Here is a 20,253-nt window from a genome sequence, read left to right on the forward strand (position 1 = left end):
ATCAGGCATTGCCATGTTGCCGGATATCGGCTGTCGTCTTATCTGGCCTCGCGTATTGAAATTTCAGGATATTCCAATGAACCAAATCGACCGACTGCTCGGTATTATGCAGCGCCTGCGCGACCCGGAAAACGGTTGTCCCTGGGACAAAGAGCAGACATTCGCCACTATTGCCCCTTACACCCTCGAAGAAACCTATGAAGTGCTGGATGCAATTGCGCGGGAAGACTTCGACGACCTGCGTGGAGAGCTGGGTGACTTGCTGTTCCAGGTGGTGTTTTACGCCCAGATGGCGCAGGAAGAAGGACGTTTCGATTTCAATGATATTTGCGCCGCTATCAGCGATAAGCTTGAGCGTCGCCACCCACATGTTTTTGCTGATGTTTCTGCCAGTAACAGCACTGAGGTGTTGACCCGCTGGGAGCAAATCAAAAGCGAAGAACGCGCCCAGAAGGCGCAGCATTCCGCACTCGACGATATTCCCCGTAGCTTACCGGCGTTAATGCGCGCCCAAAAAATCCAGAAACGCTGCTCTAATGTTGGCTTCGACTGGAAAACATTAGGACCGGTTGTCGACAAGGTTTACGAAGAGATCGATGAAGTCATGTTTGAGGCGAAGCAGGCTGTTGTCGACCAGGCTAAACTGGAGGAGGAAATGGGCGACCTGCTGTTTGCGACGGTCAATATGGCTCGGCATTTAGGCACTAAAGCAGAGACCGCATTGCAAAAAGCGAACGAGAAATTTGAGCGCCGTTTTCGTGAGGTTGAGCGAATTGTAGCGGCCCGGGGTCTGGAAATGACTGGTGTTGATCTGGAAACTATGGAAGAAGTCTGGCAACAGGTAAAACGGCAGGAAATTGATCTCTAAGGGATTTCGTCGGTCAAGGGCGATTTGTGTGATTTTTTAAATAACAAGCGCTTGATTTACGTCAAAAACATTTACCCCAAAGGGGCTATTTTCTCACATCCCGATGTTTATGTGAGCCTGGTGAAGAGGAGGAATAATGAAAGTTTGTGGCGCTCGTCATGTTCGGGTATACTACTTTCCCGTCTTGGTAATTCCATCGTTTCACCCTAACTTCTCAGGTCCAGCATGACAACGAACTATATTTTTGTGACCGGCGGGGTCGTATCCTCTCTGGGTAAAGGCATTGCCGCAGCCTCCCTGGCAGCCATTCTTGAGGCTCGTGGCCTCAACGTGACCATGATGAAACTGGATCCGTATATCAACGTCGATCCAGGTACTATGAGTCCAATCCAACACGGGGAAGTGTTCGTTACTGAAGACGGCGCTGAAACCGACCTGGACCTGGGTCACTATGAGCGTTTCATTCGTACCAAAATGACTCGCCGCAATAACTTCACTACCGGTCGAATTTACTCCGATGTCCTGCGCAAAGAGCGCCGTGGCGACTATCTGGGGGCAACCGTACAGGTTATCCCGCACATCACCAACGCGATTAAAGAGCGTGTCCTTGCCGGTGGCGAAGGTCATGACGTCGTTCTGGTTGAAATCGGCGGTACGGTCGGTGATATCGAATCCCTGCCATTCCTGGAAGCGATTCGCCAATTAGCGGTAGATATCGGTCGTGAACACGCGCTGTTCATGCACCTGACTCTGGTTCCTTACCTGGCCGCTGCCGGTGAAGTCAAAACTAAACCGACTCAGCACTCGGTAAAAGAGTTGCTGTCTATCGGTATTCAGCCTGACATTCTGATCTGTCGTTCCGATCGCGCGGTTCCGGCCAACGAACGTGCAAAAATTGCATTGTTCTGTAACGTGCCAGAAAAAGCCGTTATTTCAATGAAAGATGTCGATTCCATCTATAAAATTCCAGGCCTGTTGAAATCCCAGGGCCTTGACGATTATATTTGTAAACGATTCAGCTTGAACTGTCCGGAAGCTAATCTGTCTGAATGGGAACAGGTTATCTACGAAGAAGCGAATCCGGCAGGCGAAGTGACTATCGGTATGGTTGGCAAGTATATTGAACTGCCGGATGCCTATAAGTCAGTTATCGAAGCATTGAAGCACGGTGGTCTGAAGAATCGTGTCACCGTCAACATTAAGCTGATCGATTCGCAAGATGTCGAAACGCGCGGCGTTGAGATCCTGAAAGGTCTTGATGCAATCCTGATCCCTGGCGGCTTCGGCTACCGTGGTGTTGAAGGTAAGATCGCGACAGCGCGCTTTGCGCGTGAAAACAATGTTCCTTATCTGGGTATTTGCCTGGGTATGCAGGTTGCGTTGATTGAGTTTGCACGTAACGTAGTGGGTATGGATAACGCCAACTCCACGGAATTTGTGCCAGACTGTAAGTACCCGGTGGTGGCCCTGATTACCGAATGGCGCGATGAAGACGGCAACGTTGAAGTCCGTACCGAGAAGAGCGATCTGGGCGGCACAATGCGCCTTGGCGCCCAGCAGTGTCAGTTGAGCGACGATAGCCTGGTTCGTCAGCTGTACGGCGCGCCGACAATTGTTGAACGCCATCGCCACCGTTACGAAGTCAACAATATGCTGTTGAAACAGATTGAAGCTGCGGGTCTGCGTATTGCAGGCCGTTCCGGTGATGATCAGTTGGTCGAGATCATTGAGGTACCGAATCATCCGTGGTTCGTGGCCTGTCAGTTCCACCCGGAATTTACTTCCACGCCACGTGATGGGCACCCGCTGTTTGCCGGCTTTGTGAAAGCCGCCAGTGAACATCAGAAGCGTCAGGCGAAGTAAGAAGTAAAAAAGTTAGAACGGCAATGCACCCATCCGGGTGCATTGTTTGTCTGGAGTTTTAGTTTAACTTGTACTGAGGAAAATCTAATGTCCAAAATCGTTAAAATCATCGGTCGTGAAATCATCGACTCCCGTGGTAACCCGACTGTTGAAGCCGAAGTACACCTGGAAGGTGGTTTCGTTGGTATGGCAGCAGCTCCGTCAGGTGCTTCTACTGGTTCCCGCGAAGCACTGGAACTGCGCGACGGCGACAAATCCCGTTTCATGGGTAAAGGCGTACTGAAAGCTGTTGCAGCTGTTAACGGCCCAATTGCTCAGGCTCTGCTGGGTAAAGATGCTAAAGATCAGGCTGGCATCGACAAGATCATGATCGATCTGGACGGTACTGAAAACAAATCCAACTTCGGTGCAAACGCCATCCTGGCTGTGTCCCTGGCGAACGCCAAAGCAGCAGCTGCTGCTAAAGGCCTGCCGCTGTATGCACACATCGCTGAACTGAACGGTACTCCGGGCAAATACTCCATGCCGGTTCCGATGATGAACATCATCAACGGTGGTGAGCACGCTGACAACAACGTTGACATCCAGGAGTTCATGATTCAGCCGGTTGGCGCTAAAACCCTGAAAGAAGCCGTACGTATGGGTTCTGAAGTGTTCCATAACCTGGCTAAAGTTCTGAAAGCTAAAGGTATGAACACTGCAGTGGGTGACGAAGGCGGCTACGCGCCGAACCTGGGTTCCAACGCTGAAGCTCTGGCTGTAATCGCTGAAGCGGTTAAAGCAGCTGGCTACGAGCTGGGCAAAGACATCACCCTGGCGATGGACTGTGCAGCTTCTGAATTCTACAAAGACGGTAAATACGTTCTGGCTGGCGAAGGCAACAAAGCATTCACCTCCGAAGAATTCACCCACTTCCTGGAAGAACTGACCAAACAGTACCCGATCGTGTCCATCGAAGATGGTCTGGACGAGTCTGACTGGGACGGTTTCGCATACCAGACTAAAGTTCTGGGCGACAAAATCCAGCTGGTTGGTGACGATCTGTTCGTAACCAACACCAAGATCCTGAAAGAAGGCATCGAAAAAGGCATCGTTAACTCCATCCTGATCAAATTCAACCAGATCGGTTCTCTGACCGAAACTCTGGCTGCGATCAAAATGGCGAAAGACGCTGGCTACACCGCTGTCATCTCTCACCGTTCTGGCGAAACTGAAGACGCTACCATCGCTGACCTGGCTGTTGGTACCGCTGCAGGCCAGATCAAAACCGGTTCTATGAGCCGTTCTGACCGCGTTGCTAAGTACAACCAGCTGATTCGTATCGAAGAAGCTCTGGGTGAACAAGCGCCGTACAACGGTCGTAAAGAGATCAAAGGTCAGGCGTAATCCTGTTCTTTAACTCTTAACGTAAAAACCCGCTGCGGCGGGTTTTTTTATACGTTCAGCGGAATTTGACGCAGATAAATCTGCTGGCTGTTTTTACCGGCAAGTTTCTGAAGGAAGCAAAATAGCGCATGATTCGTTCGCAGGTTAAACTTTTTGCGGATGATGTATTTATGCACATAGAGCGTTTTCTCTGAGATTGACATGTTGCGGGCAATCTCAGATGTCGTTATGCCCTGACAGATAAAGGACATAATGCGCCTTTGCTGTCTGGTCAGGACTTTATGTGGACAATGAAAACATAATGTTTTCCCTGGCTGTATTTGCTTTTTTCTTGACTCCCGCCAGGCGGTTAATACTTTCTCTTTGACTGTCAACAGTGAGTCCTGTCGGTGAATAAAAATGATCCTGGCAATGCAAAAGGGTAGATCGGAGGGGGAGGCAACCACCTCATCGGTTAAGCCAATAATAATGCCTGTTGTCCTGTTCTGCAGTTCAGGAAAACACATGAGATGCTCTCCCGGAGCCAGAGAAATAACGACGATATCTGCCTTATCAAAGTTTTGTTGGGAGTAAGATGTTAAAAAAATAATGTTATTGGCGGTTCTTCCAAAGAATATCTCTATAAAAAAATGTTTCAATCCATCGCAATAAAATTCGTAAGGGTCCTGTATAAGTATTTTCATATTTAATATACCAGAAGCCAGCAGAGGCATTTATTAATAATAAGGGTATTTTTTATTAATTAAAATTCATTTGTACCAAAGAATTAAACGTATTGGGAAGGGGGCAGATACCAGCCAGTAAAAAGGTCGCTGGACACAGGGGACAAAGTGCCAGAATAGAATAATTCATTTGTTGCACCATGATAAATATCCTTTACACAGAAATAGTTCGGTTTACTGATAAGTCATTGTGAATTACAAAATAGTAACTTAATTATAAGTAAAGTTGGCCTGAACGATACCAGAGATCGTCCCCGGCATCACATTGCCTTTGGAATAGGCCTGGGCACGTAAATTGTATGTAACGGTACGATCGGCGAGTACCGATTGAGTAATATTTGTATTATTTCCTTTCAGGTAACCGGTGCTGACCTGGATCAGTTCTATTGCAACGTTCGCCGTTCCGCTATTTTTATAGCGTACCGGAAAGTCGGGATCTTCCGTTCCGGTAAACGTCACGACCACGCTGGTGGTTCCCACCGGGCAACTGGCAAGGTTAATGGTAAAATTAACCGGGGCAGAGGTTGTGCCTGCCACTGCAATATCTGCAGCCGGGATGTCTCCTAAATTAACATTGATATTGCTGCCACTGGCTACGACACACGGGGACGCAATAACTTTCCCGGTAATATTAATATTGGTGGGTTCGGCCCCGACAATACTGATTGTCGTCCCCAGATACAGTCCTACCAGCGCCAGATGAATGTACTTCTTATGAATATTCATTTTAATTCTCTCCTTGTATAACTCTGATGGCGAAGTTGCCTACTGATAAGTAATATTGAGCGTCGCAGTGGCGTTAGCGCTGCCTGCGGTCACGTTGTTTTTCGTCTGAAAATAGCGTGCGGTAAAGGCTCCCGGAGGAAATTCCTGACCGCCTGTTGAGGTTTTCAGCACGATGTTGTTATTCAGTTTCAGGGGCGTATTGCCATACAGCAGTTGGATCCCGATTCCGCTCGCAACTCCTGACATTCCTGCTCCCGATAACGCCAGGATACTGTCATTGGCGGTCTCTGCACTTTGCGTCCCACTTAACGATGCGTTAATGCGGGCGCCCGCATCACAGTTCAGGTCTATCGTGAAGGTCCGATCGCCTTTGGTGGTTCCTGCTCCGGTAAAACTATCCGCTAATACCGGATCCAGGGGGACAGCGATACTCGAGTTATTTATTGCACAGGCCTGGACCGTTACCACCACTGACCCCGCACCTGACCAGATGGGATTTAAATCCCACTGCCCGCTTTGATTATTTAACGAATAGCTTGAGGTTACAGACGGTATTGTCGTTATTGCTCCTGAGGCGATATTGGGCTTTGTTTTCACAAATTGCAGTGATGCTCCCATGGATAAACCCTGCGTGTCCTTGTTAAGTATATGGCAGGTGTAAGTCCGGGTTGAGTTTGAAATATGATCGTCAAACTGCACCGGGCAAAAAGACAATGAGCCTGTATTCAGGGCAAAATTATAACGAACGCCAATTCCGTCAACATTCGTGGGATAGACATCGGTATAACCTGCAACAGGGGCTGAATTAACCTGTAAACGCAAGTACACATCCCTGTCGGCGTCAGGATCCCCAAAGCAACCCAACCCCCATACTTCGCTGCCAATAGATCCAAATTTATCACTGAAGACATTCATGGTGGCGTCGTCACGTTGATAATTTAACGTTCCTGAGAACGTGTAATACCCACCGGAATTATTACAGCTGGCCGCTTCAACAGAGGCAGTAAACGCACCGGTTAACCCAAGTACCAGGACGAATATATGATTCTTCTGTATCTGTAACATAACGCATACCCTCACCGCTATTTCAGGTGACTATTCTCAGCAACCCATTCAGAGCCTGGCTCTAAGCAAGGTGGTTTTGTTTATCGGTAAGTAAAATTCATTTGTACCAGGGAATTAAACGTACCGGGGAGGGTAGTGTCAGAGACAATCACCCGTCCAGCCAGTAAAAAGGTCGCCTTGCGCTGAGCGTCAACGGGGACGTTCATGCTGCTGCCGTTTCCCTGCACCTGCGCCTTTTTCGTGTCCTGGGCCATTTGCACGGCGGCGTTGGCGGCGGTCCCCGTATTGGCATACAACGTGGGATCTTCTGATGCCGGCTGTCCGTTGAACGTCACGTCCACCGATGTCGTTCCTGCCGGGCATTTGAAAAGCCTCACCTCGAAGGATTTCCACGCGGACGCATTTCCGTCGGCGCGCATTTCATTTAAGCGGAGTTGGCCGAAATTAACGCTCTGGTTTTGCGAGGCGATATCGACCACGCAGGGAGAAGCCACAACATGACCACCGATATTGATCTCCGCAGCATATGCAGGGCACGCCAGACAAAGCGCCGGGAGAACATATTTCATTTGTTGCTGCATGATAAACACCCGTTAAGCAGAGAAGTCAGGTTTACTGATAGGTGAAGGTGACTTGTGAAACGCTCACTATCGTGCCGGGCATGACGTCTGCCGCTGCAGCAATGGCGCGTGCGCCTATCGGGAAGGAGACAGTGCGGTCGGTTGCAACATTACGCTTTAATGTGGTTCCCGGACCTAAAAACTTACCGTTACCGGAACCCAGACTCTCTTTAAGCTGTACGTTAACATTGGTTGCCGTCCCGGTATTGGCATAATCCCCGGGGCTGTTTGCTGCTGGCGTTCCGGAAAAGGCAGCCGTTACCGATGTTGTGCCAAAAGGACAATCTTTTAAGATTAAATAAAAGATTTTGAATGTTGTGACGTTACCAGGCTGTGCCAGGGCGGTGGCCTGAATATTATCACCCAAATTAACATTGAGCTGTGATTGGGTGGTGTCAACGGTACAAGGTGAGGCGACGACTTTGCCGGTAATATTAATATTGACCGGTTCTGCTTCGGCAATATTTATTGCCGCTCCCAGATATAGCCCCGCCAGCGCCAGATGAATGAATCTTTTATGAATATTCATTTTATTCCTCTCCTTGTATAACTCTGATGGCGGAGCCGCCTACTGATAAGTAATATTGAGCGTCGCAGTGGCGTTAGCGCTGCCCGCGGTCACGTTGTCTTTCGTCTGAAAATAGCGTGCGGTAAAGGCTCCCGGAGGGAATTCCTGACCGCCTGCTGAGGTTTTCAGCACGATGTTGTTATTCAGCTTCAGGGGCGTATTGTCATACAGCAATTGGATCCCGATTCCGCTCGCAACCCCTGACGTTCCGGCCCCTGATAACGCCAGGATACTGTCATTGGCGGTCTCTGCACTTTGCGTCCCACTTAACGATGCGTTAATCCGGGTGCCCGCATCACAGTTAAGATTGATGGTAAAGGCAGTATCGCCTTTAGTTGTACCTCTTCCTGTAAACGCACTGCCTAATGCATCAGGCAACGGTACGGTAATCGTTGAACTGTTTAGCGAACAGGCTAACTGAATAACCTGACCTGCGACGATAATTCCCCTGATAACCTCAAGGTCATCGTAGGTTTTTTGAAAATACAGTCCGCTATCTATATTTTTGGATGTTATCGGTCCCGTCTTATATAGCTCCACCGTTACACCCTTATCCATCCCGGAGTTATCGACACCGACCGCACCCTGTCCCATTGTTCCTGTCCTGGGTGGGTTATCAAATGTACTTTGCGTGTACGCCGTATAATAGACCTTTATCCCGACGCCGGGGATGCCCGTATTATAGATATGGGGAAAACCGCTAATTGCATCGCGAAACATGGATACTGAAATTAATTCTCCCCCCTGACAACCGAACCATGAGCCAGTAAAGGACGGAAATAATTTTATCGTACCGATCTTCTGACCCACAGGAATATCACGTTGCGCATAGATTGTACCAATATCTATATTATCCCAGGCTATAACCCCCTTTCGTTTTTCGATATTGCAGGCGGCAAGCGCAGGAAATGAGCTGCATATCAGAAAAGCAGCGCTCCAGATAATTTTCTGAAATTGCATTTTGTTCATTGGTATACCTCAATATGCAGCAGGTAGAGAAAAATTTTTATTGAACGGCTAGTTATTTACTTAATGACATCGCTCGCTAATGATCTGAATATCGCTATTTTCCGGCGGCGCTTTAGCCAGGGAATAGTGCACCTGACACTGCTGCTCTGCGCCGTTCCCCCATTTCACTCTTAGTTCACCGCTGTCGGCCAGACCGGTCAGATACACCTGTCCGCCATCGCCAACGATAAACGCCTGGGCGCTTTTCTGCGCGGTATCGCTGACCGTCGCGCCAAATGGCACTGGCATTCCACCTTGCAGCAATAGCGTCATCATCACGCGCTGGCCCACGCTGGCGTTAAAGCTGGCCTGCACCACGGCTCCCCGCGTCGGCACCACGTTGCGGGTGGTCTGCATCAGCTCTACGTTATCGGGCAGCGTCAGCGTATTCAGCTGCACCTGGTTTTTACGGTAGGGCGAGGTATAAGGCACGATGGCATAGCCGCGCCAGTCGGTTTTCACCCCGCTCTGATTGCTCACGCCAACCCCGGAGGCTCCCGGTGCCTGAACCAGCGCCATGGTTTCACCCAGCGGTTGGCCGAAGGTGACGCCGCTGGCGTGCGCGACTATCCCGCCCTGTAGCCCGTAGTTCAGCCGCTGGCTGTTTTTGTCGTAAGCATATCCCGCAGTGACTTCAGCATAGGTTCCGCGATAGTCGGCGTTCAGATTGCCGCCGCTGCCCGTTCCCTGGCTGCCGTAACTCTGCTGGATGCTCCAGCTCAGGTTATTGCCCTCAAGCGTCGTACCATTGAGACCCACGGTGTGATTGGTGCTCCCTTTCTGGCTGCTACTGACGTTCCACGACGCGTGGGTATTACTCAACCAGCGATTCAGTGGAATGCTGATATTCAGTGAGAACACCTGGTCGCGCTCATAGACCTTTTCTTTGCCGGAGCCCCCGCTGCGCGACGTCGAGTTAATGTTATAGCTGTAATTAAACCCGTAACTGATGCCGTTCCAGCTATTGTTGTAACCGGCGCTCATCGACCGCAGGGTCCGGCCGCTGTTCCAGTAGTCTTCGTTTATCAGGCTCAGCGACAGCGATCCCGCTCTTTCCCACAAATTCTGGCTCAGCGACAGTTCAGTACGGTTACGCCTGCGCTCGAAAAACGTCGGGGTGTTCCCGCCTCGCCAGGTATCCATGACTTCTGCCAGCGTGTAATAGCCATCGGTCGAGTAGCGATAACCGGCAATGGCGAAGTTAGTCCCGGTTTCGACAATATTTTTGCTGTAGCGGATCCGCCATGACTGGCCTTTCTCCTTCGGCTGGTTCTGTATCTTCGACCAGCCCTGGGTGACATCCAGCGAAAGCGCGCCAATTTCCCCCAGATTTTTACCGACGCCCAGCGCCAGCGACTGATAGTGATCCGAGAACTGGCCGCCGCCATAGAGGGTAAAACCCCGGGGCAGGCCGTAGATCAGCGTCGCCTGGCTAAACGGCGTCTTTTCCACGCTGCGGTCATACGAACGATACTGGCCGCTGGTCAATGAATATTTCAGCCGCTGTTCACGCTGGAGCACCGGCAGTGAGGCAAACGGTACGACGAGATTCTGCTCGCTGCCGTTATCTTCTTTAATCGTCACATAGAGATCACCGCTGCCGCCGGTGGCGTACATGTCGTTGATTTCAAATGCGCCCGGTGCCACATAGCTCTGATAAATAACATACCCGTTCTGCCGGATAATCACCTGCGCATTGGTTCGCGCGATGCCTTTGATCGCCGGTGCATAGCCCTTCATGCTGTCGGGGATCATCTCCTCGTCGGACGCCAGCTGCGCGCCGCGAAAAGGAACGCTGTCGAAAATATCGGACGGGGAGGCACTGTCTCCCAGCACCAGCTGGCTCTTCAGGACGCGAATATCACGGGACAAATAGGTATAGACGGTGTCCCAGCTGTCGCGACCGTTATTATCCCGCTGAAAAGTTGTGTAATTACGCAGCCGCCAGGGACCGATATTCATGCCGGGACGCAGGTTGGCGTACTGGGTCGTACTGTCCGTGCCGCTACGATCCCGCGCCCGGGTACTGGCGCCGTTCACGCTGTAATTAAGCAGCAGGGCGGTGATCCCATCATCCCACTGCGTTTCAGGAACGTAATCGCGTGGATTCATCACAATGGCGGCCTGCGGAATGCTCAACAGCAGTTGCTGCGCGCTAAAGCGAAACTCTGCGCGAGCCTGGGGGATCGCGTCCAGCCTGGCACACGGCGCGGCGGCATCGCCCAGATCCGGGAACAGGTCGGTTTTGACTCCCATCGAGTTAAGCTGGCTCACGCTCAGGCATGGCGACAGAAGCGCTTTCCCGTCCGGGCCGGGCTGCATGCTGAACTCCACTTCCCGGGTTTCCTGAAACTGGTTGTTAACAGAGATATCGACTCGGTAAACGCCCGGTGCCTGGCCGTTTTCCTCTTCAAATACGCTAAGATCGGTCTTTTCCTGATGCGGGTTGTCAATTTCCAGCATCAGCGGATTAAAATATTCCCTGGCGTGTGAGGCAAAAGTCGTTAAATTTAATAGTAAAAAGGGTGTCGAAAAAAGATAAATCAGCCTGCGGATATTATTGGTTTGTGGATATTTGCGCAGGTTTTTTGGGCTCCCCATCTGTATAGTCCTTCCCTGAAGGGTAAATAATTTACGCCGGATTCCTGTGCTGTTATTTATCAGAATGAAGCCCGATGAAGCTCGCCGATTCCGCCGTAATCATTAATAATTTTCCAGCTCACGCTATTACCCGCACCGGTGGGTAATTCAAAACTGGCGCTACTTTGCGGCGCAACATACCGGGCATCTTCCAGCTCTTTACCTGCAACGATAACGCTCTGGAAATTCATATAAAATGAAGTCGGGTTACTCACCTCCAGCCGGTTGCCGCGGCGCTGCCAGGACAGCTTATGGGTTAACGCTTCCGCCGATCCTTTTAAACCTTCAGGGCGATAGATCAGTTTGATGCGCGTCTTGACCGCGATCTGCAACATGTTCTTACCCTGATCTTTTTCTATCGAGGGGATGCTCTTAATATTCAGCCAGTACAGCGATTCCCTATCCTGCGGGAGATTCCCGCCCGCCCGCACGACGCGCAGGACATTTTCCTGCCCGCCGTCCAGACGAAATAACGGCGGGGTGATCACAAACGGCGTTTTCTCTGCGCGATTAATTTCGGGCTCGACCCAGCTTTGCACCAGATAAGGTGCCTGGTCCGGGTTGCTTACATTAATTGAAGACTCTTTCTTACTCCCATCGTAAATTAAGCGGGTGCCACCCACAATCAGGCCAGCCTGGGCTAAACCTGAGGTTATTATTATTGCAGTCAGCAAGGTGAGAGGAATAAGTTTCATCATTAATCATTCATTAAAAGAGTAAGGACGGACCGACAATAATCCATCGGCCCGAATAACAATTTCGCTATGCAGGAATGACGGGCTATTAATTATAAACAATGGTGAAACTTGCCATTGAATTAGCCTTGCCTGCGGTAACTGTTGTCGATGTGGCGATATAGCGCGCAATAAAATCCAGATTATTCACCACGCCGGTACCTGACGTCAGAGGGTATTGTTTGGATGCGTTATACAGCGGAATCGCGGTATTGGCATCGTCGTATAATTGAATCCCCACGCCGCCTGCCACGCCAGTTTCTGCGGTCAGGGCCAGCACGCCAGGACTCCCTGCTACCGGGGAGCCGTCAAACTTCACGGCCGCCTTGGTTGCGCTTACCGGGCAATCCGTGAGCTGCAACGTGAATTTGGTCGGTGCAGCAGTAGAGCCTGCGTTGGTAAAGGCGCTCTTACTGACCTGACCTAATGTCACCGTCAGCGGACTGGCCGGACTATTGGTGACTTTACAGGCAGCATCAATAATCTCGCCGTTAAAATTCACCTCTCCGTCAGCTGCCATCGCTGAAACTCCAGCCAGAGACGAAATCAGCACTCCCAGTGGCAGTAATTTGCTTTTCATGATCTATTCCTTGAGTATATTCAATTTATTAGTATTAATGTATTGCCAGGCAAACGGCAGCTTTTTGAAATTTATCAATAGAATATCGTCCCGTTTCCAGGCTCACAGATCTCTAATGATAATATTAATAAGAATGACAGTTCCCTGCTTTTATATTTAAAACGGGTTTGTCAAACATTATAATTTGTATGAGATTATTCTTGTACATTTCAAAATATCCGGCAACACTTTTTTGGGTGTAATTTTACACCCTGTGTGTTTTCCGCGATAAAAGGGTTATGCCAGAGGGGGGGGGTAAGTCTTGGGAAAATAGCGACTGCCAGTTAACAAAACCAGAAAATATTATAAGGGTAAACATTTCATCGAAGATGAGTACGTTATTTTTCTTCGTTGATACAATAGGTTAGTACTTTAACGGAAGATGCTCGATTGTCAAAAGGATGCCGTTTTCAATGCTGATATAGCCTCCCTTTTTAAGCTGGGCGAGGATTTTCATAATGCTGCTACGTGAAAGGCTGGTTTTCTGCTGGATATACTGCGCGGCAGAAACATCATGTCTGTATTCCGCTGGTTCACTCATCAACTCCTGTAACTGAACGCGGACAATTTCATAGGCACAGGTGGCCATGAGCCTGGTATTTATCGTATACAGTCGTGAGGTGACTCTAAGGCTATGGCAGGCCAGCAGCCTCCAGAGATTGTGTTCGGTGACGAACTGGTTGACCTTATCGGTACGGGTAACGGCGATCTCAGAGGTACTGTGGGTTTGAATAAACATCCCCGCCTCGGCGTAAAGTGTTCCACTGAGACCCATGATCCCTGGCACATACAGCGTGCCCAGCAGAATTTCACTCGTCTGATGATAGACGTTGCACACGCCGCTTCGTACCAGATAGCAGTACGCAACGCCATTATTATAAAGATATAACCGGGTGTTGGGAGGATAAATAGCAAAAGTCGCCAGAGGAGTCAGGCTTTCCAGCAGTTCGGCGGTAGCGGAAAGGATCAGACTGCGATCCGGATGTTCGGTATCCATAACATACTCCTCATGTTGATTGACGCTCACTTAAAATTTGACTCAGAATTATCCGATAGATCTTAATCTTATTTCTTTTTAAATCAATATCTTCAAAGTAATATTTAATCTTGTTTATATAACAAAATAATTCTGATAAGTAATTTATGGTTTTATTACTTATTTCCTTTTACTAAAATGGCTGTAATATCAAATTGGATGATTTTTAAGAAGAATGAATTCAGTACCCATAATAGTATTATGGATATTTATGCAAGTTGTTTATGGGTGTAATTTTACACCCATAAACAACTTTTAAAAATCTAAAACAATTATCATAATTATCGTTTATGTGAGGGGAGTGCGTTAGGGGGATGTTCATAAGCCTATGGAGGGATTTATTTGTGAATAATAAAAGAAGAGCTACCTCAATAAGTTACAGCATCAGACACAAAAAGCCTCTGGCTGATATCAATCAACTGATAAGTATCCTTACACCTTCAGCCAATAAGTTGACGCTCGCCAATAAGCAGTCACTTAACTTTAGAGTGGAAGGGGAACATAAATGTTTTTTACTTCATCACGGTAACATTACGCTTTATCGCCATGCCGACGGTATTGCCTTAAATTCAGAATCAGCTCCCTACATATTTGGCTTAAGTACGCAGTTGCTGGAGCATGATTATTTCTATATCAGAACGAATGAGACTTCTGATATTAGCGTTCTTTCTATTGCCGATGCTAACCGGATTATCGACAGGAGTAACCTGTGGAAAGGCGTAGCCGCGCTATTAATTTATAGTGCCACAAGAATGTTCGATCACTGCACGAAGATCTCGGCATTATCTTCTTATGAGATTATATGCTATCAGCTCTATGAACTGATGGATGAAACAGAAGAGGTGAGAAATAATGTCAGCATTGTTTCTTATATTTTAAGCCGTACCTTTCTGTCACGCAGCAGCATCATGAAGATACTGGCTCAGCTGAAGACCGGAAATTATATCGAGACTGAAAAAGGCCTGCTCAGAGCGATAAATAACATACCTTCAAAATATTAAATCATCACCGCTGGCGACAGCACCTGAAGCCACAGAGGCGCGGTGGCTCCCGTACATGACCTGATGACTGAAATCTGCGATACTTATGCTTTATCCCCCTCACAGAGATGACTATGCAGTACCCGATTAACGAGATGTTCCAGACCCTGCAAGGTGAGGGTTACTTTACCGGCGTCCCCGCCATTTTTATTCGTTTACAGGGATGCCCGGTTGGCTGTGCCTGGTGCGATACCAAACACACCTGGGATAAGCTTGAGGATCGGGAAGTTTCCCTGTACAGCATCCTGGCTAAGACCAAAGAGAGCGATAAATGGGGCGCGGCGAGCAGCGAGGATCTGCTGGCGGTCATTGTGCGTCAGGGCTATACCGCCCGTCACGTGGTGATAACCGGTGGCGAGCCCTGCATTCATGACCTGATGCTGCTGACAGACCTGCTGGAAAAGAACGGCTTTAGCTGCCAGATTGAAACTAGCGGTACCCACGAAGTGCGCTGTACGCCGAATACCTGGGTGACCGTATCGCCGAAGGTGAATATGCGCGGCGGTTATGATGTGCTGTCGCAGGCGCTGGAGCGTGCGAATGAAATCAAACATCCGGTTGGTCGCGTTCGCGATATTGAAGCGCTGGATGAACTGCTGGCTACGTTGAGCGACGACAAACCGCGTATCATCGCCTTACAGCCAATCAGCCAGAAAGAAGATGCCACGCGTTTGTGTATTGATACTTGTATTGCGCGGAACTGGCGTCTGTCGATGCAGACCCATAAATATCTGAATATTGCCTGATGATAATGGGTTTATCGGCCTGCATTGAGTAGGCCGGACAACCTTATGCGTTAGATCAGCTCTGAATCGAATTAACGTTATCCAGGCCGCCATGCAACACTTCATACGACTTTTTCAGGACCACATCGGTGTGCTGGGTTAAATCACGGAAAATCCCTTTGTTCAGCGCCAAAGTCTCTTTAATGCCTAATGCCATTGCGGTTGTCGAGGGACGAGGCAGGAATCCATAACGCTCGGCCAGCAGGTTATTGCCCCTTCCGCCAGTACCACATAGCGGGCACGCAGCGTAAAGCACAAGCGGTGCCCGCTATCCCTGCACCGATAATAATAATATCGAAATCGTCAGACATGTCGTGCTCCAGATATCCAGAGCACATAACCCTAACAGAGTGTTAGTTAAGTAAAATTGACCGTTGCCACAGACGATACAATCATTCCCCGCGATACACGCAGCCTGCTGTGCAGGTCTCTTTCACCATTACGGCACTCAGCAGAGGGACAACCGGTTTAACCTGATCCCAAATCCATTTGGCCAGTACTTCACTGGTTGGGTTTTCTAAGCCAGGAATATCGTTCAGATAGTAGTGATCGAGTCTGTTGTAAGTTGGCTTAAACGCGGCTTTTAACTCAGAAAAATCCATGATCCAACCGGTATGCGGATCGACTTCACCGGTAATTTCAAGACGCACCATAAATGAGTGACCATGCAGGCGGCCACACTTATGCCCTTCCGGTACATGCGGCAGGCGGTGAGCGGCTTCGAAGGTGAAATCTTTAAACAAGGTGGTGGACATTTTTTACTCTCAAGAATGCGAAAAACCGCCGTAGGGTACCGTAAAGAGCGAATTTTATCATTAGTTAAAAGGGCGCTGAGTATCAGAACGACCTATTCATGATGGTAGTATTTAATAATTATTGATATATCATATAGTTATCCAATCTGTTTTGCTGTTAATAACTATAACTAAAACAGGTTAGTTCATTTGGTTATTTGTTATTTCTATCCCTTCTTTAATTGTTACTATCCCCGCCGTTAACCTTATCTTCAGTTTGGGTTTTATTGCTGAAATCCGCTTTGCTTACTGGAACATGACAACGCATGACGACACAGGCCCCACCTTCCGCTCTGCTACCGCTAAACCCGGAGCAACTGGCACGCCTTCAGGCGGCCACGACCGATTTCACTCCCGCACAGCTTGCGTGGGTTTCTGGCTATTTTTGGGGCGTGCTGAATCAGCAGCCAGGTAGCAATGCGGCGACTCCTGCACCTGCTGCTGAAATGCCTGGCATTACGCTTATCTCCGCCTCGCAAACCGGTAATGCGCGTCGTGTGGCGGAAGCTCTGCGCGATGATCTGAGCGATGCAAAGCTCAACGTCACTCTCATCAAGGCTGGCGACTATAAATTCAAACAAATCGCCAATGAGAAATTGCTGATCGTAGTGGCGTCGACGCAAGGGGAAGGTGAACCGGCGGAAGAAGCCGTAGCGTTGCATAAATTCCTGTTCTCGAAAAAAGCGCCGAAGCTCGATAACACCGCTTTTGCCGTGTTTGGTCTTGGTGACACTTCTTACGAGTTTTTCTGTCAGTCAGGAAAAGACTTCGATGCAAAACTGGCCGAGCTGGGCGGTGAACGCTTGCTTGACCGCGTGGATGCCGACGTCGAATACCAGGGCGCGGCAGCCGAATGGCGTGCCCGTCTGGTTGATGTCCTGAAAGCGCGTGCGCCTGCGGCATCGTCTGTGCAAGTTGCTGCGAGCGGTGCGGTAAACGAAGTACACACCAGCCCGTACACCAAAGAAGCGCCACTGACGGCGTCGCTTGCGGTGAATCAGAAAATCACCGGTCGCGACTCGGAAAAAGATGTGCGCCATATTGAAATCGATCTCGGCGACTCCGGTCTGCGCTACCAGCCGGGCGATGCCTTAGGAGTCTGGTATCAGAACGATCCTGAGCTGGTCAAAGAGTTGGTTGAATTGCTGTGGCTGAAAGGAGATGAGCCGGTCACGGTTGACGGCAAAACCCTGTCGCTCACCGAAGCGCTGCAGTGGCATTTCGAGCTGACGGTTAACACCGGCAATATCGTCGAGAACTATGCCACTTTAACCCGTAGCGACTCTCTGCTGCCGCTGGTGGGCGACAAAGCGCAATTGCAGCATTACGCCGCAACCACGCCAATCGTCGATATGGTGCGCTTTTCCCCAGCGCAACTGGACGCCCAAACGTTGGTTGATCTTCTGCGCCCGCTGACGCCGCGTTTGTATTCTATTGCCTCTTCCCAGGCGGAAGTGGAAAGCGAAGTGCACGTCACCGTGGGCGTGGTGCGTTATGACATTGAAGGTCGTGCCCGTGCTGGTGGCGCGTCCAGTTTCCTCGCAGATCGCGTGGAAGAAGAGGGCGAAGTGCGCGTGTTCATCGAACACAACGATAACTTCCGCCTGCCGGCTAACCCGCAGACACCGGTGATTATGATTGGACCAGGCACGGGGATTGCGCCGTTCCGTGCATTTATGCAGCAGCGTGCGGCTGACGGAGCCGAAGGCAAAAACTGGCTGTTTTTTGGCAATCCACACTTTACCGAAGATTTCCTGTACCAGGTGGAATGGCAGCGTTACGTCAAAGAGGGCGTACTGAGCCGCATCGATCTCGCCTGGTCGCGCGATCAAAAAGAAAAAGTCTACGTACAAGATAAACTGCGCCAACAAGGTGCGGAACTGTGGCGCTGGATAAACGACGGTGCCCACATTTATGTCTGCGGCGACGCCAATCGCATGGCGAAAGACGTTGAGCAGGCTTTGTTGGAAGTGATTGCCGAATTCGGTTCTATGGATATCGAAGCGGCGGATGAATTTTTAAGTGAGCTGCGCATTGAGCGCCGTTATCAGCGAGATGTCTACTAATGAGCGAAAAATACCCAGGACCATTGGTGGTCGAAGGCAAGCTGTCCGACGCTGAGCGTATGAAGCTGGAAAGCAACTATCTGCGCGGTACGATTGCCGAAGATTTAAACGACGGCCTGACCGGCGGCTTCAAAGGCGACAACTTCCTGCTGATCCGTTTTCACGGTATGTACCAGCAGGATGACCGCGATATCCGCGCCGAACGAGCCGAGCAAAAGCTGGAGCCGCGTCACGCGATGCTGCTGCGCTGCCGTCTGCCGGGTGGGGTGATCACCACCAAACAGTGGCAGGCGATCGACACGTTCGCCCATGACAACACGATTTATGGCAGCATTCGTCTGACCAACCGTCAGACCTTCCAGTTTCACGGCATTCTGAAGAAGAACGTTAAGCCGGTACACCAGATGCTGCATTCGGTCGGGCTGGACGCGCTGGCGACCGCCAACGACATGAACCGTAACGTTCTGTGTACTTCTAACCCGTACGAGTCTGAGCTGCACGCCCAAGCCTATGAATGGGCGAAGAAGATCTCCGAACATCTGCTGCCGCGTACTCGCGCCTATGCAGAAATTTGGCTGGATCAGGAGAAGGTAGCGACCACCGACGAAGAGCCGATCCTCGGTCAAACCTATCTGCCGCGTAAGTTTAAAACCACGGTCGTAATCCCGCCGCAGAACGACATCGATCTGCACGCCAACGATATGAACTTCGTGGCGATTGCCGAAAACGGCAAGCTGGTGGGCTTTAACCTGCTGGTCGGCGGTGGCTTATCGATTGAGCACGGCAATAAGAAAACCTACGCCCGCACCGCAAGCGAGTTCGGCTTCCTGCCGCTGGAGCACACCCTGGCGGTAGCAGAAGCTGTGGTGACAACGCAGCGCGACTGGGGTAACCGTACCGATCGTAAAAACGCCAAAACCAAATACACGCTTGAACGCGTTGGTATCGACACGTTCAAAGAGGAAGTGGAGCGTCGCGCGGGTATTAAATTTGAGCCGATCCGCCCGTACGAGTTCACCGGTCGCGGCGATCGTATTGGTTGGGTAAAAGGGATCGACAATAACTGGCACCTGACGCTGTTTATTGAAAACGGCCGTATCCTGGATTATCCGGGCCGTCCGCTGAAAACCGGCCTGCTGGAGATCGCGAAGATCCACAAAGGGGATTTCCGCATCACCGCCAACCAGAACCTGATCATTGCTGGTGTGCCGGAAAGCCAAAAAGCGAAGATCGAGAAGCTGGCGCGCGATCACGGATTGATGAATGCGGTGAAGCCGCAGCGTGAAAACTCGATGGCCTGCGTGTCGTTCCCGACCTGTCCGCTGGCGATGGCGGAGGCCGAACGTTTCCTGCCATCGTTCACTGATAAAGTGGAAGCTATTCTCGAAAAACACGGCATTCCTGACGAGCATATCGTGATGCGCGTTACAGGCTGCCCGAACGGCTGCGGCCGCGCGATGCTGGCGGAACTGGGCCTGGTGGGTAAAGCCCCGGGGCGCTACAACGTACACCTTGGCGGTAACCGCATGGGCACGCGCATTCCGCGTATGTATCGCGAAAATATTACGGAATCGGAAATTCTCGACTCCGTTGACGAACTGGTTGGTCGCTGGGCGAAAGAGCGCGAAGCGGGTGAAGGCTTCGGTGATTTTACGGTGCGTGCGGGCATCATTCGCCCGGTGCTCGATCCCGCCCGGGATTTCTGGGAGTAAC

Annotated in this window: 18 protein-coding genes and 2 pseudogenes; 7 read left to right on the forward strand and 13 right to left on the reverse strand. The window is 50.2% G+C overall.

The features are described 5' to 3' along the window. The first annotated feature begins 76 nt into the window (after window positions 1-76). The 3 genes from mazG to eno all read left to right on the forward strand — a co-directional run bounded on the left by mazG (window position 77) and on the right by eno (window position 4,117). Window positions 77-868, forward strand: a complete 792-nt coding sequence (gene mazG / locus HV229_RS05210; RefSeq protein WP_016154234.1) for a nucleoside triphosphate pyrophosphohydrolase — start codon at window positions 77-79, stop codon at window positions 866-868. A gap of 225 nt (window positions 869-1,093) precedes the next feature. Further along, window positions 1,094-2,731, forward strand: a complete 1,638-nt coding sequence (gene pyrG / locus HV229_RS05215) for a CTP synthase (glutamine hydrolyzing) (protein WP_016154233.1) — start codon at window positions 1,094-1,096, stop codon at window positions 2,729-2,731. Window positions 2,732-2,818: 87 nt separating this feature from the next. Next, a complete protein-coding gene (gene eno / locus HV229_RS05220; protein ID WP_003034129.1) occupies window positions 2,819-4,117 on the forward strand; it encodes a phosphopyruvate hydratase in 1,299 nt (432 codons plus the stop codon). Between the two features lie 47 nt (window positions 4,118-4,164). Here eno and HV229_RS05225 read toward each other — a convergent pair whose 3' ends face one another. From HV229_RS05225 to HV229_RS05270, 10 genes are all read right to left on the reverse strand, one after another. Next, window positions 4,165-4,800: a LuxR family transcriptional regulator gene (locus HV229_RS05225; protein ID WP_181547011.1), complete on the reverse strand. Its 636-nt coding sequence runs from the start codon at window positions 4,798-4,800 to the stop codon at window positions 4,165-4,167. 249 nt (window positions 4,801-5,049) lie between these two features. After that, a complete protein-coding gene (locus HV229_RS05230) occupies window positions 5,050-5,565 on the reverse strand; it encodes a fimbrial protein (RefSeq protein ID WP_181547013.1) in 516 nt (171 codons plus the stop codon). Window positions 5,566-5,604: 39 nt separating this feature from the next. Beyond that, window positions 5,605-6,630 carry a fimbrial protein gene (locus HV229_RS05235; RefSeq protein WP_181547014.1) on the reverse strand — a complete coding sequence of 342 codons (1,026 nt, stop codon included), beginning with the start codon at window positions 6,628-6,630 and terminating at the stop codon, window positions 5,605-5,607. 80 nt (window positions 6,631-6,710) lie between these two features. Beyond that, a complete protein-coding gene (locus HV229_RS05240) occupies window positions 6,711-7,211 on the reverse strand; it encodes a fimbrial protein (protein WP_181547015.1) in 501 nt (166 codons plus the stop codon). 31 nt (window positions 7,212-7,242) lie between these two features. Continuing rightward, the gene (locus tag HV229_RS05245) at window positions 7,243-7,779 is read right to left on the reverse strand and encodes a fimbrial protein (protein ID WP_080859156.1); all 537 of its coding nucleotides are present in this window, start codon (window positions 7,777-7,779) and stop codon (window positions 7,243-7,245) included. 39 nt (window positions 7,780-7,818) lie between these two features. Further along, window positions 7,819-8,787, reverse strand: coding sequence for a fimbrial protein (locus HV229_RS05250; protein ID WP_181547016.1), 969 nt, complete (start codon window positions 8,785-8,787; stop codon window positions 7,819-7,821). A 60-nt stretch (window positions 8,788-8,847) separates the two neighbouring features. Then, window positions 8,848-11,427, reverse strand: coding sequence for a fimbria/pilus outer membrane usher protein (locus HV229_RS05255; RefSeq protein WP_181547017.1), 2,580 nt, complete (start codon window positions 11,425-11,427; stop codon window positions 8,848-8,850). Between the two features lie 59 nt (window positions 11,428-11,486). Then, window positions 11,487-12,161 (reverse strand): fimbria/pilus periplasmic chaperone, encoded by a 675-nt coding sequence (locus HV229_RS05260; RefSeq protein ID WP_047418162.1) that lies wholly within the window; start codon window positions 12,159-12,161, stop codon window positions 11,487-11,489. Window positions 12,162-12,249: 88 nt separating this feature from the next. Further along, window positions 12,250-12,780, reverse strand: a complete 531-nt coding sequence (locus HV229_RS05265; RefSeq protein ID WP_046276152.1) for a fimbrial protein — start codon at window positions 12,778-12,780, stop codon at window positions 12,250-12,252. A gap of 403 nt (window positions 12,781-13,183) precedes the next feature. Further along, on the reverse strand, window positions 13,184-13,816 hold the full coding sequence (locus HV229_RS05270; protein WP_181547018.1) for a winged helix-turn-helix transcriptional regulator: 633 nt from the start codon (window positions 13,814-13,816) through the stop codon (window positions 13,184-13,186). 383 nt (window positions 13,817-14,199) lie between these two features. Between HV229_RS05270 and HV229_RS05275 the strand changes: the two genes are divergently transcribed. Then, a complete protein-coding gene (locus HV229_RS05275; RefSeq protein ID WP_047357915.1) occupies window positions 14,200-14,856 on the forward strand; it encodes a winged helix-turn-helix transcriptional regulator in 657 nt (218 codons plus the stop codon). A 113-nt stretch (window positions 14,857-14,969) separates the two neighbouring features. Then, complete coding sequence (queE, locus tag HV229_RS05280; protein ID WP_181547020.1) at window positions 14,970-15,641, forward strand: 7-carboxy-7-deazaguanine synthase QueE; 672 nt, start codon at window positions 14,970-14,972, stop codon at window positions 15,639-15,641. 55 nt (window positions 15,642-15,696) lie between these two features. Here the strand turns inward: queE and HV229_RS26230 are convergent. The 3 genes and pseudogenes from HV229_RS26230 to queD all read right to left on the reverse strand — a co-directional run. Continuing rightward, window positions 15,697-15,810, reverse strand: a pseudogene (locus tag HV229_RS26230) (hypothetical protein); the annotation flags it as partial. Window positions 15,811-15,922: 112 nt separating this feature from the next. After that, window positions 15,923-15,991 (reverse strand): annotated as a pseudogene (locus HV229_RS26235) (carbohydrate kinase); the annotation flags it as partial. An 81-nt stretch (window positions 15,992-16,072) separates the two neighbouring features. Next, window positions 16,073-16,435, reverse strand: coding sequence for a 6-carboxytetrahydropterin synthase QueD (gene queD, locus HV229_RS05290; protein WP_016154218.1), 363 nt, complete (start codon window positions 16,433-16,435; stop codon window positions 16,073-16,075). 305 nt (window positions 16,436-16,740) lie between these two features. Here queD and cysJ point away from each other — a divergent pair, with 305 nt between their 5' ends. Both cysJ and cysI read left to right on the forward strand, forming a co-directional pair. Next, window positions 16,741-18,540, forward strand: coding sequence for an NADPH-dependent assimilatory sulfite reductase flavoprotein subunit (gene cysJ / locus HV229_RS05295; protein ID WP_181547021.1), 1,800 nt, complete (start codon window positions 16,741-16,743; stop codon window positions 18,538-18,540). Then, a complete protein-coding gene (gene cysI / locus HV229_RS05300; RefSeq protein ID WP_047499402.1) occupies window positions 18,540-20,252 on the forward strand; it encodes an assimilatory sulfite reductase (NADPH) hemoprotein subunit in 1,713 nt (570 codons plus the stop codon). Before cysJ ends, cysI begins: the two co-directional genes overlap by 1 nt. Window position 20,253: the final 1 nt, after the last annotated feature.

Source organism: Citrobacter sp. RHBSTW-00524 (assembly GCF_013747755.1).
GTDB lineage: Bacteria > Pseudomonadota > Gammaproteobacteria > Enterobacterales > Enterobacteriaceae > Citrobacter > Citrobacter braakii.

Coding starts and splice junctions, on each gene's coding strand:
- mazG (WP_016154234.1), top strand. CDS start 77: ATGAACCAAATCGACCGACTGCTCGGTATTATGCAGCGCCTGCGCGAC.
- pyrG (WP_016154233.1), top strand. CDS start 1,094: ATGACAACGAACTATATTTTTGTGACCGGCGGGGTCGTATCCTCTCTG.
- eno (WP_003034129.1), top strand. CDS start 2,819: ATGTCCAAAATCGTTAAAATCATCGGTCGTGAAATCATCGACTCCCGT.
- HV229_RS05225 (WP_181547011.1), bottom strand. CDS start 4,800: ATGAAAATACTTATACAGGACCCTTACGAATTTTATTGCGATGGATTG.
- HV229_RS05230 (WP_181547013.1), bottom strand. CDS start 5,565: ATGAATATTCATAAGAAGTACATTCATCTGGCGCTGGTAGGACTGTAT.
- HV229_RS05235 (WP_181547014.1), bottom strand. CDS start 6,630: ATGTTACAGATACAGAAGAATCATATATTCGTCCTGGTACTTGGGTTA.
- HV229_RS05240 (WP_181547015.1), bottom strand. CDS start 7,211: ATGCAGCAACAAATGAAATATGTTCTCCCGGCGCTTTGTCTGGCGTGC.
- HV229_RS05245 (WP_080859156.1), bottom strand. CDS start 7,779: ATGAATATTCATAAAAGATTCATTCATCTGGCGCTGGCGGGGCTATAT.
- HV229_RS05250 (WP_181547016.1), bottom strand. CDS start 8,787: ATGAACAAAATGCAATTTCAGAAAATTATCTGGAGCGCTGCTTTTCTG.
- HV229_RS05255 (WP_181547017.1), bottom strand. CDS start 11,427: ATGGGGAGCCCAAAAAACCTGCGCAAATATCCACAAACCAATAATATC.
- HV229_RS05260 (WP_047418162.1), bottom strand. CDS start 12,161: ATGAAACTTATTCCTCTCACCTTGCTGACTGCAATAATAATAACCTCA.
- HV229_RS05265 (WP_046276152.1), bottom strand. CDS start 12,780: ATGAAAAGCAAATTACTGCCACTGGGAGTGCTGATTTCGTCTCTGGCT.
- HV229_RS05270 (WP_181547018.1), bottom strand. CDS start 13,816: ATGGATACCGAACATCCGGATCGCAGTCTGATCCTTTCCGCTACCGCC.
- queE (WP_181547020.1), top strand. CDS start 14,970: ATGCAGTACCCGATTAACGAGATGTTCCAGACCCTGCAAGGTGAGGGT.
- queD (WP_016154218.1), bottom strand. CDS start 16,435: ATGTCCACCACCTTGTTTAAAGATTTCACCTTCGAAGCCGCTCACCGC.
- cysJ (WP_181547021.1), top strand. CDS start 16,741: ATGACGACACAGGCCCCACCTTCCGCTCTGCTACCGCTAAACCCGGAG.
- cysI (WP_047499402.1), top strand. CDS start 18,540: ATGAGCGAAAAATACCCAGGACCATTGGTGGTCGAAGGCAAGCTGTCC.